Raw genomic sequence first — 15,487 nt, forward strand, 5'->3', positions numbered from 1 at the left:
CGCGGACCTGCGCCGGGTGGAGCAGTGTCTGAATTGTCGACTCGACGAACTGGCGATATTGCAGTCCGGACCTTACTCCATCGAAACGAGATTACATGAGCGGCCAACCGAAACCCGGAGACTGTCTAGGAGCCTGGACGCTCATCAAGAATATCGACGCAGGCGGTAACGCCGACGTTTGGCTGGCACGGCGTAGCGATCGCCAGATGGGTGCCGTCAAGATTCTCCGCAATCTCAAAGACGAGACCTATGCGCGGTTCCGCAGGGAGATCGCGGCGCTTCAAAAGCTCGGTGACATGGACGGGATCATTCCGATGCTCGAGTCCGATTTTCCAGAAGGCAAAGGCGCAAGACCCTGGTACGCGATGCCGGTCGCTCAATCCTGTCGGCATTTCCTTCGTAACGCCGACCCCAAGGCGATCGTCACCGAATTCGTGCGTCTTGGCCAGACGCTCGAAAAGCTGCACGCTCTTAAGATCGCTCACCGAGACATCAAGCCTGAAAACCTTCTCGGCCTAAACGGCCGCCTTTGCTTTTCCGACTTCGGTCTCGTCAAATATCCGGATCTCGCACCGATCACGCCTGAACGGCGCGATGTAGGCGCGAAGTTCACGATGGCGCCGGAGATGCGACGAGAGGCGGCTGGTGCCGATGGCCTACCTGCCGACGTCTTCTCATTCGCAAAAACACTCTGGATCCTTCTTGCCGGCCAGTCGCTCGGCTTTGACGGACCGTATATTGCCGGGTCGAGCGTGGGCCTGAAGAACTTCCTGGGAAAGGAATACACGACGGTCCTGGACAAGCTGCTCACGGATTGTACCCAGCACGATCCGCTCGCACGCCCCGCGATCACCGAAGTTGTGAAGCGCCTCAATGAATGGCTTAAAGTCGTCGACGACTTCCAGCTGCAAAACGCCTATGAGTGGAGAGAATTCGCCGAAAAATTCTTCCCCCTTCAGCCGCCGGAGGAAGCAACCTGGACCGACCAGGATGCGATCATAACCGTGCTGTCCGAAATCGCCAAAGTACCCGGTCTGAACCATCTGTTTTTCCCCGATGGCGGCGGCATGACCTTGAGGGCCATTCGACGCGCTTCGGAGCCTGGGTTCATCGATCTCGACACTGATTTCGCGGTTCTGCTGAAACCCGCGAAGCTTACCTATGTGTCGTTCGGCCTCGACCCGAACTGGGACTACCTGCGTCTCGAAGCGGAGCCGGTGGCGCCGACCGGCCACTATCCTGTGAAGCCAGAAGACTACATCGAATATCTATCCGAGCTTCGTCCAGGTGAGTATGATCATCCCAACGTTTACGACGACCGCTTTGATCGCGAGGAAGAACTGCCGGAGGGTTCCAGAAGCGTCGTAAGGTACCTGAAGGGCACGATGGTATTCTTCAGCACCAGCTCGCCCTATAATCAGAATAGTGCGACCTACGACGCCCGCCACGAGAAAATGGGCGAGGCCGAGTTCAAAGACTATATGGGACGAGGTGCCCGGTATTTCTGGGAGAAAACGTCACGAGCCTAAATTCTGTTCAGCAGATTTCTGAGCAGCAGCGGGTTGGAACCGACCCTGATCAACGCAAGCTTTCATATCTTCCCGCCGGAACCAGATGGCGCGACCGCACCTCATCGGCGGGTTGCCCGCCGTGAACACGATCTGCTCGTCCGCCCTCATGCGCAGCACCTCATGTGGCTGAATGAGTGGCCGAGCGGCCAGTTGCTTTGACCGCGTCCGCGACGAGCCGCGCGACTGGAAGCTTCGGCTGACCTGATCGATTTCGACCGTCGTCATGCCGCACCGGCGAGAAATGTAATCGGCGGTTTCGGGATCGTTGATGGCGGCAAAGCTTATCCAGCTCGCGCTCTCAAACCATTTACTGGAGGCGTCGCGCCCGCCATAGGTTTCGCGCAGCTGGCCGATCGACTGATAGATCATCGTCAGCGTGATACCGTATTTGCGGCCAGCGTCGCGCGCGGTCTCCAGTATGCGCATGTAGCCAAGGCGGGCGACCTCATCGAGGAGGAAGAGGGCGCGGCCGTCCATCGCGCCATCTCGATTGTAGATCGCGTTCAGAAACGAGCCGATCACAACACGCGCCAATCCGCTATGGGTTTCCAGCGTCTTCAAGTCGATGTTGATGAACACGTCCGTCTTTCCCGATGCGATATCTTCGGTCCGGAAAGTCGAACCCGAGACCAGCGCCGCATAGTTCTGGTACGACAGCCAATGCGTTTCCTTGATGGCATTCGCATAGACCCCGGAGAATGTTTCCGGCGTCATGTTGACGAAGGCGGCGACGTTCTCCTTCACGAACTCCGATGCCGAATTGTCGTAGATATCCTGCAAGCGCTGTCGAAGTTTCGGCTCAGGTTCGGACAGATTGCTGCGTACCTGGCGCAGCGTCTGCTGCTCTTTGGGAGTGTGCCCGGACAGGCAGACATCCGCGATGATCGCCGTCAGGAGCTGCAGGCCTGAGGCACGGAAGAAGTCGTCTCGGACTCCGCTTGCGCGGCCGCTATCGCTCATGATCCATGACGCGACCGAGGCAATGTCCTCCTCCTTGGTGCCGCCATACTGACCGACCCAGTCGAGGGCGTTGAAGCCGGTAGCGGGTTTGCGCGGATCGAGGATCCGCACACGCCGCCCCGCCCCTTCGCGATGCCTCGAAACCATGGGCGCGACCTCGTTCGACGGATCGAGCACGATGAGCGATCCGCCCCATTTAAGAGCGGTCGGGATCGTGACGGAGGTCGTTTTGAAACCACCTGATCCAGCGAAGACGATACCATGGGAGGAGCCGAACAACCCGTCAAAACAAAGCAGCGCAGACTTGCCACCTGCCCCCCAGGTCTCGGTGGTATCGGCACGGAAAGAGATGCCGGCAACACTGTCGCGGTCGACGCGATACCGCTCACCGACGACAATGCCGCCGGTTGTCGGGAACAGCTTGTTTGCTTCGGCAAGTGACATCCAGTCGGCCTCGCCATGTAGGGCGCGTTTGCCAGTGATACGTTTCGGCGCAGCCCGCGCGAAAGCGGCGTTGCCGATTATCGCGACGCGCATAGCGAAGCAGCCCGACATGAGTGCTGCAGCCGCGCCGATCATCGTCGACGGATCGAGATAGGACAGTGCGGATTTGTCCGCCGGGACCTGCGAGGAAAGTGACACAAGCCGCGCGCCCTCCCGCACGCAAGCTGTCAGGAGAACTGCGGCGTTTCCTACTGTAGCTCCGAGGCCCGCGGCACGAATGCTGGCTGAACCGGCTGTTGCGAACAGGAAAATCAGGCCGAGCGCGGCAGCCGCCACGTATGGCGCCGCTACCCCTGCCCGTCCCAGGGTGAGCTTTGCCGCTTCGGTCTTCCCGAACCCGGCAAGCCAGGTCTCGATCCCAGCTATCGTGAGCACGGTCGCGGCCATGATGATCACAGGCAGAAGTACGAGTGCAATTCTATTCGCCTTCATTGCCGAACGCCTCCGTCCCAATCGCGGTCAAGCGCGATCGCTCACTGTCGTCGGACTTAAGCCGATGCTGCAGATCCATCAGTGCGCCGAGCAAAAGCGCGCGCTTTTCGAAGCGAAGGCCCGCTTTGACGATGAGGCCGCCGAGCTCGATCTTTTCGCGCGTGTCTTTCTTGCGGGCGTCGGATGTCGCGTTCCTGCTCATCCGCTCAATCCTCACCAGCGCTGCCCGAAGCCGCGCCAGACGCGACCGTCTCGGACTGCCCGCTGCCCGTACCGCTGTCGCCTGCCCCTTTCCTTCCGCTCGTGCCCGACTTGCCTCCGCGAAAGCGTTTCGCCAATTCCTCGAACGCCGCCTGAAGTTCGGTCTCCTCGATCTCGATATCTCCAAGGCCTGCCCGCAGTGCGACGCGACCGATACGCTCGGCCTCTCTCGTTTCCGCGTGCTTTAGCTGCTCCTGAAGTTTGGCGATTTCTTCGCGAATCTTGGAGGATGGCTTCTTCATCTTTGGATTGTCCTCTGTTGCTGCATGACCTTGTTCACACAGCCAGAGTCTTCCAGATCGGCGTGCCGATCTACTAACAGAAATGCGAGTAGGCGGAGCCTACGCTTTTGAGCATCATCCCGTCCGTTCGCAAGGACGGATCCGAAGGGCGCAATTATACGTCGCTGAAGCGACGCTTTGCTTTCTGGCCCTGGCGGGACCCTCCGCTCCTAGCGAACACGTTGATTTTGTTCGATCGAAGGAACCTATCTGGCAATGGCCATCCCGCATTTCTCAGTCAGCATCGTTGCTCGTGGTTCCGGCCGCAGCGCTGTGCTGTCGGCGGCCTACCGGCATTGCGCCAAGATGGACTATGAGCGGGAAGCCAGGACGATCGACTACACCCGCAAGCAAGGGCTGCTGCACGAAGAGTTTGTTATCCCGGCCGATGCCCCGGAATGGCTGCAATCGATGATTGCCGATCGGTCTGTCTCGGGAGCCTCTGAAGCCTTCTGGAACAAGGTCGAAGAATTCGAGAAGCGATCGGATGCACAGCTCGCCAAGGATATCACTATCGCCTTGCCGTTAGAGCTGTCAGCTGAGCAGAACATCGAACTCGTCAGGGACTTTGTGACGCGCCACATTACCGCTCAGGGCATGGTGGCAGACTGGGTCTTCCACGACGCACCGGGCAATCCGCATATCCATCTGATGACAACGTTGCGGCCGCTGACCGTGGACGGGTTTGGGCCGAAGAAGGTGGCGGTCACTGGGCCGGACGGCAAAGCGCTGCGCAACGATAGCGGCAAGTTTGTCTACGAACTCTGGGCAGGTGGCCTCGAAAAATTCAATGCGTTTCGCGACGGGTGGTTCGCCTGCCAGAACCGGCATCTGGCGTTAGCGGGCCTCGATATCCGGGTCGATGGCCGGTCCTTCGAGAAGCAGGGTATCGAACTGACGCCGACCATCCATCTCGGCGTCGGCACGAAGGCGATCGAGAGGAAAGCTGAGGGTGGGGAGGAGAACACCGCACTCGAACGGCTGGAGCTGCAGGAAGAGCGGCGGGCAGAGAATGCTCGTCGGATCCAGCGCAATCCGGAGCTGGTGCTCGACCTGATCACGCGGGAAAAAAGCGTGTTCGACGAACGCGATATCGCGAAGATCCTCCATCGCTATATCGACGATGCGGGCCTCTTCCAGAGCCTGATGGCGCGTATCCTGCAGAGCCCGGAGAGCCTCCGTCTGGATCGCGAGCGGGTGGACTTCGCGACAGGGGCCCGGACATCGGCAAAGTACACGACGCGCGAGCTGATCAGGCTCGAAGCAGAGATGGCCAAGCGTGCGATTTGGCTCTCGCACCGCTCCTCGCACAGTGTTCGCGAGGCGGTGCTCGAGGCGACATTCGCACGCCATGAACGGCTGTCCGACGAGCAGAAGACGGCGATCGAACATGTCGCTGGTTCTGAGCGGATCGCTGCGGTAATAGGCCGTGCAGGCGCTGGCAAGACGACGATGATGAAAGCCGCCCGCGAGGTGTGGGAGGCGGCCGGCTATCGTGTCGTCGGCGGGGCACTCGCCGGCAAGGCGGCCGAGGGCCTGGAGACGGAGGCGGGTATCGTCTCGCGCACGCTGTCGTCCTGGGAACTCCGCTGGAACCAGGGTCGCGGGCAGCTCGACGAGAAGACGGTGTTCGTGCTGGACGAGGCCGGCATGGTGTCGTCGCGCCAGCTTGCGTTGTTCGTTGGTGGGGTAACGAAGGCGGGCGCCAAGCTTGTCCTTATCGGAGATCCCGATCAGCTGCAGCCGATCGAGGCTGGTGCGGCTTTCAGGGCCATTGCGGACCGCGTCGGTTACGCTGAGCTGGAGACGATCTATCGCCAGAAGGATCAGTGGATGCGTGATGCATCTCTCGATCTGGCGCGCGGAAACGTGGCGACTGCACTCAATGCCTATGAGCAGGCTGGGCTGGTGCAAGCCCACTGGACACGACAGGGCGCGATAGAAGGCTTGATCGAAAGCTGGAACCAGGATTTCGATCCGGACAAGACCACGCTCATACTTGCTCACCGTCGCCGTGACGTTCGTGAACTGAACGAGCTTGCGCGTACCAGGCTCGTGGAGCGCGGCATTGTCGGCGAAGGTTTCGCGTTCAAGACCGAGGATGGTCAGCGCCACTTTGCCCCCGGCGACCAGATCGTCTTTCTGAAGAACGAAGGCAGTCTTGGCGTCAAGAACGGCATGCTGGCCAAAGTGGTTGAAGCAGCACTAGGTCGCATCGTGGCCGAGATCGGCGACGGGGAGAGCCGCACGCAGGTCATCATCGAACAGCGGTTCTACGCCAATGTTGATCATGGCTATGCGACGACGATCCACAAATCCCAGGGCGCAACCGTCGACCGTGTCAAAGTCCTAGCCTCCAGCACGCTCGACCGTCACCTGACCTATGTTGCGATGACGCGCCATCGAGAGGCAGCCGAGCTCCACGTCAGCATGGAAGAGTTCACTAACCACCGCGGCGGAATACTCGTCGAGCATGGTGTCGCGCCCTACGAAAACAAGCCCGGAAACCGCGACAGCTACTTCGTGACGCTCGAGCATCGGGACGGACAGCAGCGCACCATCTGGGGCGTCGATCTCAAACGTGCCATCGAGGTCGCTCAGCCCGACATCGGTGATCGCATCGGTCTGAAGCACGATGGATCGGAGACGGTCACATTGCCGGACGGCACGACAGCCGAGCGGAATACCTGGAAGGTCACGCCCATCAAGGAATTGGCGATGGAGCGGCTTAAGGAGCGGCTGGCCCGCGATGGATCGAAGGAAACGACCCTCGATTATGAGGGCGCTTCGACCTATCGCGCCGCGCTGCGATTTGCAGAGGCGCGTGGCCTGGATCTGATGAATGTCGCACGAACGATCTCGAGGGACCGGTTCGCTTGGACTGTCCGTCAAAAGCACCGGCTGATTGATCTCGCCACAAAGCTCACGGCGCTCGGCGCGAAGCTCGGCTTAGCACGCGGCAGCAGCAACATCTCCATCCCGAAAGCAGCCAAGGATGAAAAGCCGATGGTATCAGGCATCACTACCTTCCCCAGGTCTGTCAACCAGGCAGTCGAAGACAGGATCGCCGCCGACCCTGCCTTGAAGAAGCAGTGGGACGAAGTGTCCATGCGCTTCCACCATGTTTTTGCTAACCCTGAAGCTGCGTTCAAGGCGGTGAACGTCGACGCGATGCTGCACGATCAGGCAGCCGCGGCAAAGACAATCTCCAGGATCACTGCAGAGCCCGAAGCCTTCGGCGGCCTGAAAGGGAAAACGGGCCTACTCGCGAGCCGCAGCGACAAGGCGGATCGCGAGCGTGCGCTGAGGAATGTTACGCCGCTTGCCGACAGCATCAGCGATTATCTGCGTCAGCGTGGCGAGGCCGAGTGCCACAACCATGCACAGGAACTTGCCGTTCGGAGACAAGTCGCTCTGGAGATTCCCGCCCTTTCTGCCAATGCGAAGAACGTTCTCGAGCGCGTGCGTGATGCGATCGACCGAAACGACCTGCCCTCTGGCCTCGAATATGCTCTTGCTGACAAGATGGTGAAGGCCGAGCTCGAAGGTTTCGCCAAGGCGGTTACCGAACGTTTTGGTGAGAGGATCTTCCTGCCACTTGCTGCGAAGGACACCAGTGGCGAGGTATTCCAGCGCGTCACGTCAGGCATGAATGCTGTCCAGAAGAGCGAGGTGCAGCAGGCCTGGAACACGATGCGGACGGTGCAGCAATTGTCGGCACACGAGCGCAGTATGACGGCACTCAAACAGGCTGAGACGCTGCGTCAGACGAAGTCCCAGGGGCTCACCCTCAAATGAAGATGCGTCATCGACACAGAGTGCTCCGGCGCATGAAGCGGCTCGTCTGGTTCTATCGGATCAGCAGCGTCAGCCTGTTCACGCTTGGCCTCATTGTGCTGCTCGGAGGTCAGGGTTTTAGGGTCAATCTCACACCAAGCGAGCCCTTGGGCCTTTGGCGGATCGTCAAACCCGATCGTCCGATCCTGGTCGGCGATCTGGTCTTTATTTGCCCACCGAACACAGACGCGATGCGCGATGCGCGTGCGCGTGGATATCTGCGCTTCGGCCTCTGCGCCGGCCGCGTGGCGCCGCTGATCAAAACAGTCGTTGCGACGTCCGGGCAGGTGATCGAGATCCATGACAGTGTTCGCGTCGATGGCCGTCCGCTTCCTCACTCCCGTGTTGCAAGGCTGGACGGCCGAGGGCGGGAGATGGTGCGATATGGCGGGGGCGTCGTTCCGTCAGGAACGGTCTTCCTGCATTCAGAGTTTCCGGGGTCATTCGACAGCCGGTACTTCGGACCTCTTCCGATGGATGGCATCCTGGGACTGGCGCAGGAGGTCTGGACCTATGCGCCATGACCTCTTCCGGACGGCTGTCCTCGTCGCACTATCCACGATCGCCGGATGGATCGGTTGGAGCGGTGATGTGCTTCTCTTGCCCGTCGCAGCCACCTTCCCCATGCTTTGGTCCCTGGCACGGACGCGTCTGCAGGCAACGGCGATCTCTGCTGCCTACTTCCTCGCTGCATCGCGAGGACTTCCGCAGGGCGTGGCGAACTTTTATTCTTCGGATATCTGGCCCGGTCTTCTCCTATGGCTGGTCGCATCCTCCGCCTTCGTAGCAGTGCATTCCGTGCTCTGGACGGATCGCAAGGGATGGCAAAAGCCACTCAGCTATCTGGCTGCTTGCGTCGTAATGGCGATCCCACCTTTCGGCATTCTCGGATGGGCGCATCCCATCACCGCGGCAGGCGTTCTGTTTCCCGGCTGGGGATGGTGGGGTCTGGGTGCGATGGCAGCAGGCCTGATTGCCATGACGACGTGGTATCGGTCGGCTGCAGCCATGGCCATGACAGGCCTATGGCTCTGGTCCGCCGCTGAGTGGACGCCGCCGATTCTACCTACGTCGTGGATCGGTGTCGACCTTGAAATGGGCGCGTCGCTCGGACGCGAAGCTGGCCTCAAGCGGCAACACGAGGTGATCGACGTTGTGCGCGCCCAACCGCCGGGCACCACGGTCGTGCTGCCGGAAAGCGCTCTCGGTTTCTGGACGCCGACGGTTGGCCGCGTCTGGCAGCGATCTCTCGCCGGAACGGTCGTCACTGTCATCGGGGGAGCGGCCGTCATCGACAACCAGGGCTATGACAATGTGCTTGTCAAACTGTCGGCTGATGGAACCGATATTCTCTATAGGGAGAGGATGCCGGTCCCGGGCTCGATGTGGCAGCCATGGAGAGCCTGGATCGGCGAGCATGGCGGTGCCCGGGCACATTACTTTGCCAATCCCGTCGTCCATGTCGGCGACCAGAACTTTGCGCCACTGATCTGCTACGAGCAGCTTCTGGTCTGGCCGATCCTGCAATCAGCGCTCCACCGACCCGACGCCATCGTCGCAGTCGGGAACGGCTGGTGGACTGCAGGGACATCGATCATCGACATTCAGCGGGCAAGCAGCGAGGCTTGGGCCCGCCTGTTCAACCTGCCTCTCGTCATCTCGTTCAACATTTAAGGTTTGGAGCTCGCATGCTGGATGCTGCCTTGATCAAGGAATGTGCCGACCCATCGTTGAAGCCGGTGATCGTCGAACAGTTCGTGCAGACCGTTGGCTCGGAAGACCCGCTGGCCATAACGGTGAGGTCCGGCGGCCGCCTGATCCTCGTCCCGAAGCCGAAAACACCTGAGGAGGCTGTCGAGATCATTCGCGAGAACATCGGTGGTTCCATCGTGCGGGTGGGCTTGACCCAGATTCCGGCGGGTATCGGTCTGAAGGACGCGTCGGAACTGAAGGTTGATATGGTTGACCGCTGCACAAATCTGCGGATGGGCACTGCGATGTTTGCCAAGATCCTTCGCATCGTCGCGAAATGGTATGGAAACCCGACGAGCGATGAGGTCTTTCCCCAGCTCTTCGATGATGCCGTCCACGCCTGGCAGACCGGAAAGTTCGAGGGAGAGAGCGTGTTCCAGGCGGAGGATCCCGGTGGCGCGGTCGTGCAGCGGTCGGCGGTTGAGAGTGACGGCGCTGCCCAGGTTGCAGACGAAGAAACTGCTGAGATGCCGGATGAAGCTCCAATCACACCCGATGACGCCGGTATCCGGATCGATCTGACAAGGATCGGAGGGCAGAGATAGCGGACAGCACGCTGCGCGTCCCGCGGCATGAGCGCATTCTTGCCGCTCTCAGTTCGGCGGGAGAGAATAGCGTGTGAGAACAGCCTCATCGCCCTCGATGCTGACCTCAATCACTTCGTTCAGCAGTTCCACGCCCTCGGCAATTTCCTCGAGGATGAGTGTGAACAGGTCTCGCTGCAGTGCCGGAACGACTTGAGGCACGATTATGATCAAGCCGGCGTGGATTTCCTCGCTACTATAGAGCTTCCTGAAATCGCGCGCGTTGTTCGTCACGAAGGTGTAGTCCTCCGCAACGATGCGAGGCATCAGGTCCCAGTCTTTCTCGCCGCTCAGGCCAAGCCAGTTTACGTGGAAGCCGTCGTGGCCGTTATCGTTGGCAACGGCCACGAGCGAGGTGTGCAGGCATTCATCAATCAGGAACTTCACGATATCAGCTGCCGGACTGCCTGTTGGCGGCCTTCGAAAGGGCGAGCCGTTTTGACGATTTCACGGTCGCGCCAAGGTCGGAAAGCTTGCGAGGTCGACCCCGTGCCGGGTGAGCGGCCGTCCAGATCTCCGCGAGTTCGACCATACGCATGGTGAGCGAAGGATATCCCTGGACAATCTCCTCGGTAGTCGCGCCCTGCGCCTTCATGGCGGCGACGGCCCTGACTGGAACGCGGGTCTTGTTAAAGACCGGCTCGCCGCCGAGGACACCCTTCACGGATCCGACTACCCGTTCCGCTTCCCGAAGCGCCTCCGCTCGCGCAGCAAGCTGCTCGCGCGCTCGGGCAACATCGACGATTAGGTAATCGTCCGCTCGTACGGTATCGGCGTCCGGATTTTGGTCAATCGTATCGAACAGCCGCTGGCGGCGCTCGGCCGACAGAATCGAGCCGACCCCATACCAGAGCTTGAGGCGCAGCAGGTCGTCGTCCGACAGTGCCCGCCCTTCGTCTTCCGAAAGACGACGTGCGATGATCCGTTTGTCGATTGCATTATGCACCGACTTCACGGCTATTTCGCTGACGGCAGCTGCCTCTGCAGGCGTATAGGCACGCGACATCTGAGCCATAATTATTCTCCTTGTGGAGAATATATAGCGCTTTCGCTGCGCGTTGTGAAGTGGGACCTCGGTTCTCGGTAGGCTCAGAGAGAATTCCAGTCATACTGACCGGTCGAGAATCTCGCCTACTCAGTCTGACTGGTCTGGTGTGACCAGCTCTATATGGCTGACGCCGAGGGCCTGGGCGATCTCATAGAGTGTGACGATGGAGGGGTTTCGCTTCCCTCTTTCGAGTCCGCTTAAATACTGTTGGCTGAAGCCGGAGCGCGCCTCCACATCCTCCTGTGTCAGGCCTTTTTCCCGACGGAGGCGGGCAAAATTCCGGCCGACCAGCTTGCGCATATCCATGCGCGGAAGATCAACGTTTACATACTTTAAGTTTATCAACTATAGTATGTAATTGAGATTTAAACCGATTTGCCTCCGCGGATACCTCGGTTCGAAGAAGGTTTACATCAGTGGTATATGGACGGTAATTGGACCGATAATGTTCAAAGCAAGTGCAGACGGGCCTGTGTCTGATACCAAACTCATATTGCGCCCACTTATCGGTTTGATGAGTGATCAGCCGCCCGAAGAGATCGAGCGCCACGTCGTGCGCGAGATCGAAAAGCACCGTCGCCTGCGCGACAACGCCGTGATGCTCGAAGCGAAGGTCGATGCAGCAGCTGACCCGGAGACGGCTCGTGAGGCCAGCCAAGATTATATCGCTGCCATGATCGCCGTCCACGCGCAGCAGACGGTCGTATCGACGCTTCTTGATATCTTGGGCTACATACCGGACATGCCGAAATCAAAGAGCCACTGACCTAGATCAGGCCGAATTCCTTGGCCATTGCGGTTGCCTGCGGCAAACTTGTCGCGCCCAAGGCCGATTTGGCATTGCGGAGGAAGAACGCGACATTGGCGTACGTCGTGTTCTCGATGATGGCGATGGCCTTCATGGACTTGCCTTCCGCAGACCAGCGTAGGCAGGTCAGTTCATCAGATTTCATGCGGATTGGGGTGTGATGCGTCGGCTTGGCGCCAAGACCTTCGAGCCTCGAATGCAATTGCGCGACCGCGGAAGCGGCAAGCACCGGGTTCAAAGATTGTCCCATCGCGAAATCGGCCTCTTCCGAAGCAAGCGTGAGCATTGCCATCCGGCCAAATCCCGTCTTGATCGGGATCGTGATACCGGAGCGTATTCCGAACTCACCGGCCTCTCCGTAGAAATTCCGGCGCTCCTTGCTCATCCGGAGCGAGGCTTCGTTGGACCAAGCGAACGCTTCCAGCTGATCGCGCGCATTTCTCACGACGGGATCGATCAACGCGTAGGACTTCTCGAAATACCGCTGCTGCCATTCGACGTCATAGTTTGAGATCGCCGTTTGCGTTTCCGCTTGCAGATTGAGATAGGCGTATGCCCGAAAACCTGCTTCCCGACTTAGCTTCTCCAGTGTCGCCTTCACCGTGGCTTCGTCATGCGCCAGGGCGACCTGTTCGGTCAAACGCTCAAACCATTGGTTCAATTCATGGCCTCCTTTGAGTGAGGGTATGAACGCAACAAGGTTGCAGTCATAAGTGGCAGTACCCTTTGTCGAGGGTCGGTCGCTCCGAAACGAAGGCGAAGCACACCCATTGCGCCTGCCTAAAGTTGAGTATTATGGGAAAGAATTTACCCACGCAAGATTGTAGTATGTCATCGCGATTCAATTACATAGACGATGACCGGTTTGCGCCGAACTCTATTCTATTGCCGATACGAATTCGGAAAAATTATATCCTGATCGACCAGCACGTTGAATTTGTAACCGGGCCGAATCCTGATCGTTGGCTGCACATTTAGGTTCTTGGAGATTGTCTGCTCCGCAACACGGCCGAAAGATTCGGCAAAATTCCGCCGCGCTGCATCTGAAGCGGTATCCTGTATGGCCAGTGTCGAGCTCTCCGGCATCGACATATCGATCCCCGTGCCGATGATGGCGACAAGTGCCGCAGAGCCGAACGTTCGCCAGAGATGCCGATCGACCTTGTCCTTGAAACCACCATAGCCCTCGGCATCCGTGCCGGACATGCCGCCGATCTGAAGTGTCGAGCCGTTGGGAAAGATTATGTCGGTCCACACGACCAGCACGCGCTCCTGCCCGAACGACACCTTGGAATCGTAGCGACCAAACAGCTTCGCCCCCTGAGGGATAAGCAGCCGGTAGCCTGTCGCGCTATCATAGACATTCTGGCTGACTTGTGCCGAAATCCTGCCTGGAAGATCCGAGTTCAAGCCGGTGATCATCGTCGCGGGAATAACAGACCCACGCTTCAACTCGTAGGGCGAAAACTGCGGGACCACTTGGTTTGGCAGATAGCCAAGATCCTTGATGTCTTGGTTGAAAAAATCCTCCTTCGATGTCTGGCCATTTTGATCGACGTTCTGTCCGAGCAAACCTGACTTCATCGCAGCGCTGTAGAGATCGGATGCACTGTTCGTCGTGGCATTGAGCGGTTGGCGCGCGTCGGTTTTGGTTTCGGAGGTGCTTTTCTGGACCTCGGAAACGTCAACCTTAAGCGGTGAATCGAGCGCTGTTGCCCGTGCCTGGAGGCTTGCCATCCTCTGACGCTGCGCTTCGCGGAGAATCTGCTCGTCCTGTTCCCGCTTCAGCCGGGTCTTCCACTCGGCTTCCGGTTCGAGTTGCGAGCGCCGTTCCGTCCGGACTTCATTCTGCCGCTCTACGACGGCCTCTCTCACCGGCTCGCGTTCGACAACCACGGGGGTCGGCTGAAACACTTCGCGCTGCTCCGGTTCGCCTATGATCCCGTCCGACACGCCTCTTTTCAGCTGATCGCCAAACGTTGTCGCCGGCGAGGCGGAGGTGGTGTCGAGCTCGTTCCCACGGTTGAAGGACAGACCGCGCCACGACAAGCCGACGATGACGACGCCGAAGAACAGAACGGTGATGACGATCGCTATGATGATCGGCAGGCGATTGAGGCGTCGCATATTCTGTTGATCGTCGGCATTGCCCGCCGTGCCGAGCTGGAGCGATTGAACCATGGTTTCCCCTCCCCTCAGTTACGTTGCATGATCGAAAGCGGACTGGCCGGCGTCGCACCGGCAGACGTCGCGGTATAGGAGCGTCCGAGCGCGATGGTTGGTGTGCTGATGCGCGCCAGGACCTGTCCGTCGAAGCTGTCGATCGACCAGGCGATCTCGACCGGCTTCTGATCCTTGTCAGCCTTTCCGTCGATGATGACCTTATATCCCCATCCCTTCAGCGCGGCCTCGAGCGCGGCGGCGTATTCGGAGGTATCCTTTTCCATTTTGAGCGTTGTGGTGCCGGCAGGTCCAACCTGTTCGGCAAGCCGGCTTGCCATGTCGTCGGCGATTGCGCCTGCGGTGGCGCCGGTGACGGCAATCGGCGTGGAGCTTGTGGTCAGCGTTTCATCCGCAGTCTGGCAACCGGAAAGGAGGGCAGTGAATATGATGGCGGCGATGGTTTTCTTCATCGGTCAGCCTCCCCGCCGGATCGTGATCTTCTGCTGGCGCCAGCCCACCCCCGAGACGAGGACAGCCTTGTCGACGGCGTAGTCGACGATCATCATGTCGTTCTTCATGCGATAATTGACGATGCGGTTCTGGCTGCCGCTGACGACGAACAGCACCGGCGCGTCCTGGCCGGAGATCGATCGCGGGAACTGGATGTAGGTCTTGGTGCCGTCGGAATAGACGCGCTTCGGCCGCCAAGAGGCGCTACCGCTGACCGAATAGGAGAAGTTCAGCTTGTCCGGAGCGGTTCCCGGAATGCCGCCAGTCTCAAGCCGGGCATTGATATCGGCCAGTTTGGTCGACGCATCCTCCGGATATTCAAACCCGATGCGGGCCATGTACTGGCTGGGATGGGATTTGAGTTGGATATGATAGGTTCGCCGCGAGGTCGTCACGACCATCGACGTGACGAGGCCTGCCTCCGACGGCTTGACGATCAGGTGGATCGCCTGCCCGCCGGTTGCCCCCGACGTCGCCGGTTCGACTTTCCAACGGACCGTGTCACCGACAAGCACGTCGCGGACGATTTCGCCGCCCTGCAATTCGATATCGCAAACCTGAAGCGGCGCGCAAATAACCGAAGGCTGGGTTTCGCCGAACAGAAAGATCACTTTTCCATCTGGCCCGGTCGTCACCAGGCCGGGCGTTCCCCGCCACTTCCGCGAGATGTTGGTCCCCTTCACCTCGTTCGACGTCATGTTTTGCGCAACAGCGTAATCCGCAAGGACGAGCCCGGCCATGCAGCCGACGGCCGCGATCAATCCTGTTTTGTGCAT

General features: G+C 59.5%; 16 protein-coding genes. 6 read left to right on the forward strand and 10 right to left on the reverse strand.

Translation table 11 applies throughout. The features are described 5' to 3' along the window. The first annotated feature begins 95 nt into the window (after positions 1-95). Positions 96-1,529: a serine/threonine protein kinase gene (locus ACODTZ_RS32935; RefSeq protein ID WP_489031130.1), complete on the forward strand. Its 1,434-nt coding sequence runs from the start codon at positions 96-98 to the stop codon at positions 1,527-1,529. Here the strand turns inward: ACODTZ_RS32935 and traG are convergent. From traG to traC, 3 genes are read right to left on the reverse strand one after another with little or no spacing between them, the layout of a single operon-like run. Next, the gene (traG, locus tag ACODTZ_RS32940; RefSeq protein WP_489031132.1) at positions 1,518-3,467 is read right to left on the reverse strand and encodes a Ti-type conjugative transfer system protein TraG; all 1,950 of its coding nucleotides are present in this window, start codon (positions 3,465-3,467) and stop codon (positions 1,518-1,520) included. The two genes, ACODTZ_RS32935 and traG, sit on opposite strands and share 12 nt — an antisense overlap. Continuing rightward, entirely contained in the window at positions 3,454-3,669 is a 216-nt protein-coding gene (traD, locus tag ACODTZ_RS32945) for a type IV conjugative transfer system coupling protein TraD (RefSeq protein ID WP_489031134.1), read from the reverse strand. The genes traG and traD overlap by 14 nt, the downstream gene beginning before the upstream one ends. A gap of 4 nt (positions 3,670-3,673) precedes the next feature. Then, complete coding sequence (gene traC, locus ACODTZ_RS32950) at positions 3,674-3,970, reverse strand: conjugal transfer protein TraC (protein ID WP_489031135.1); 297 nt, start codon at positions 3,968-3,970, stop codon at positions 3,674-3,676. Between the two features lie 255 nt (positions 3,971-4,225). On the opposite strand from traC, the gene traA reads away from it, so the two are divergent. Genes traA through ACODTZ_RS32970 form a run of 4 tightly spaced genes read left to right on the forward strand, consistent with a single transcriptional unit; the run spans position 4,226 to position 10,143 of the window. Beyond that, complete coding sequence (traA, locus tag ACODTZ_RS32955; protein WP_489031137.1) at positions 4,226-7,807, forward strand: Ti-type conjugative transfer relaxase TraA; 3,582 nt, start codon at positions 4,226-4,228, stop codon at positions 7,805-7,807. A 32-nt stretch (positions 7,808-7,839) separates the two neighbouring features. Beyond that, positions 7,840-8,370, forward strand: coding sequence for a conjugative transfer signal peptidase TraF (gene traF / locus ACODTZ_RS32960; protein ID WP_489031139.1), 531 nt, complete (start codon positions 7,840-7,842; stop codon positions 8,368-8,370). Then, a complete protein-coding gene (locus ACODTZ_RS32965; RefSeq protein WP_489031141.1) occupies positions 8,360-9,520 on the forward strand; it encodes a conjugal transfer protein TraB in 1,161 nt (386 codons plus the stop codon). The genes traF and ACODTZ_RS32965 overlap by 11 nt, the downstream gene beginning before the upstream one ends. A 14-nt stretch (positions 9,521-9,534) precedes the next feature. Next, the gene (locus ACODTZ_RS32970; protein WP_489031143.1) at positions 9,535-10,143 is read left to right on the forward strand and encodes a TraH family protein; all 609 of its coding nucleotides are present in this window, start codon (positions 9,535-9,537) and stop codon (positions 10,141-10,143) included. A 48-nt stretch (positions 10,144-10,191) separates the two neighbouring features. Here ACODTZ_RS32970 and ACODTZ_RS32975 read toward each other — a convergent pair whose 3' ends face one another. The 3 genes from ACODTZ_RS32975 to ACODTZ_RS32985 form a co-directional block, all read right to left on the reverse strand. Then, a complete protein-coding gene (locus ACODTZ_RS32975; protein ID WP_489031145.1) occupies positions 10,192-10,569 on the reverse strand; it encodes a DUF5615 family PIN-like protein in 378 nt (125 codons plus the stop codon). Positions 10,570-10,573: 4 nt separating this feature from the next. Continuing rightward, complete coding sequence (locus ACODTZ_RS32980) at positions 10,574-11,197, reverse strand: DUF433 domain-containing protein (RefSeq protein WP_489031147.1); 624 nt, start codon at positions 11,195-11,197, stop codon at positions 10,574-10,576. 120 nt (positions 11,198-11,317) lie between these two features. Then, a complete protein-coding gene (locus ACODTZ_RS32985; protein ID WP_489031149.1) occupies positions 11,318-11,536 on the reverse strand; it encodes a helix-turn-helix domain-containing protein in 219 nt (72 codons plus the stop codon). 139 nt (positions 11,537-11,675) lie between these two features. Between ACODTZ_RS32985 and ACODTZ_RS32990 the strand changes: the two genes are divergently transcribed. Beyond that, a complete protein-coding gene (locus ACODTZ_RS32990) occupies positions 11,676-11,996 on the forward strand; it encodes a transcriptional repressor TraM (protein WP_489031151.1) in 321 nt (106 codons plus the stop codon). A 1-nt stretch (position 11,997) separates the two neighbouring features. Here the strand turns inward: ACODTZ_RS32990 and ACODTZ_RS32995 are convergent, their stop codons facing one another. The 4 genes from ACODTZ_RS32995 to trbG all read right to left on the reverse strand — a co-directional run bounded on the left by ACODTZ_RS32995 (position 11,998) and on the right by trbG (position 15,487). Further along, positions 11,998-12,699 carry an autoinducer binding domain-containing protein gene (locus ACODTZ_RS32995; RefSeq protein ID WP_489031153.1) on the reverse strand — a complete coding sequence of 234 codons (702 nt, stop codon included), beginning with the start codon at positions 12,697-12,699 and terminating at the stop codon, positions 11,998-12,000. A gap of 221 nt (positions 12,700-12,920) precedes the next feature. Then, positions 12,921-14,219 carry an IncP-type conjugal transfer protein TrbI gene (trbI, locus tag ACODTZ_RS33000; RefSeq protein WP_489031155.1) on the reverse strand — a complete coding sequence of 433 codons (1,299 nt, stop codon included), beginning with the start codon at positions 14,217-14,219 and terminating at the stop codon, positions 12,921-12,923. 14 nt (positions 14,220-14,233) lie between these two features. Then, positions 14,234-14,671, reverse strand: coding sequence for a conjugal transfer protein TrbH (trbH, locus tag ACODTZ_RS33005; RefSeq protein ID WP_489031157.1), 438 nt, complete (start codon positions 14,669-14,671; stop codon positions 14,234-14,236). 3 nt (positions 14,672-14,674) lie between these two features. Then, positions 14,675-15,487, reverse strand: a complete 813-nt coding sequence (trbG, locus tag ACODTZ_RS33010; RefSeq protein ID WP_489031159.1) for a P-type conjugative transfer protein TrbG — start codon at positions 15,485-15,487, stop codon at positions 14,675-14,677.

The organism is Rhizobium sp. FG113 (genome assembly GCF_057809895.1).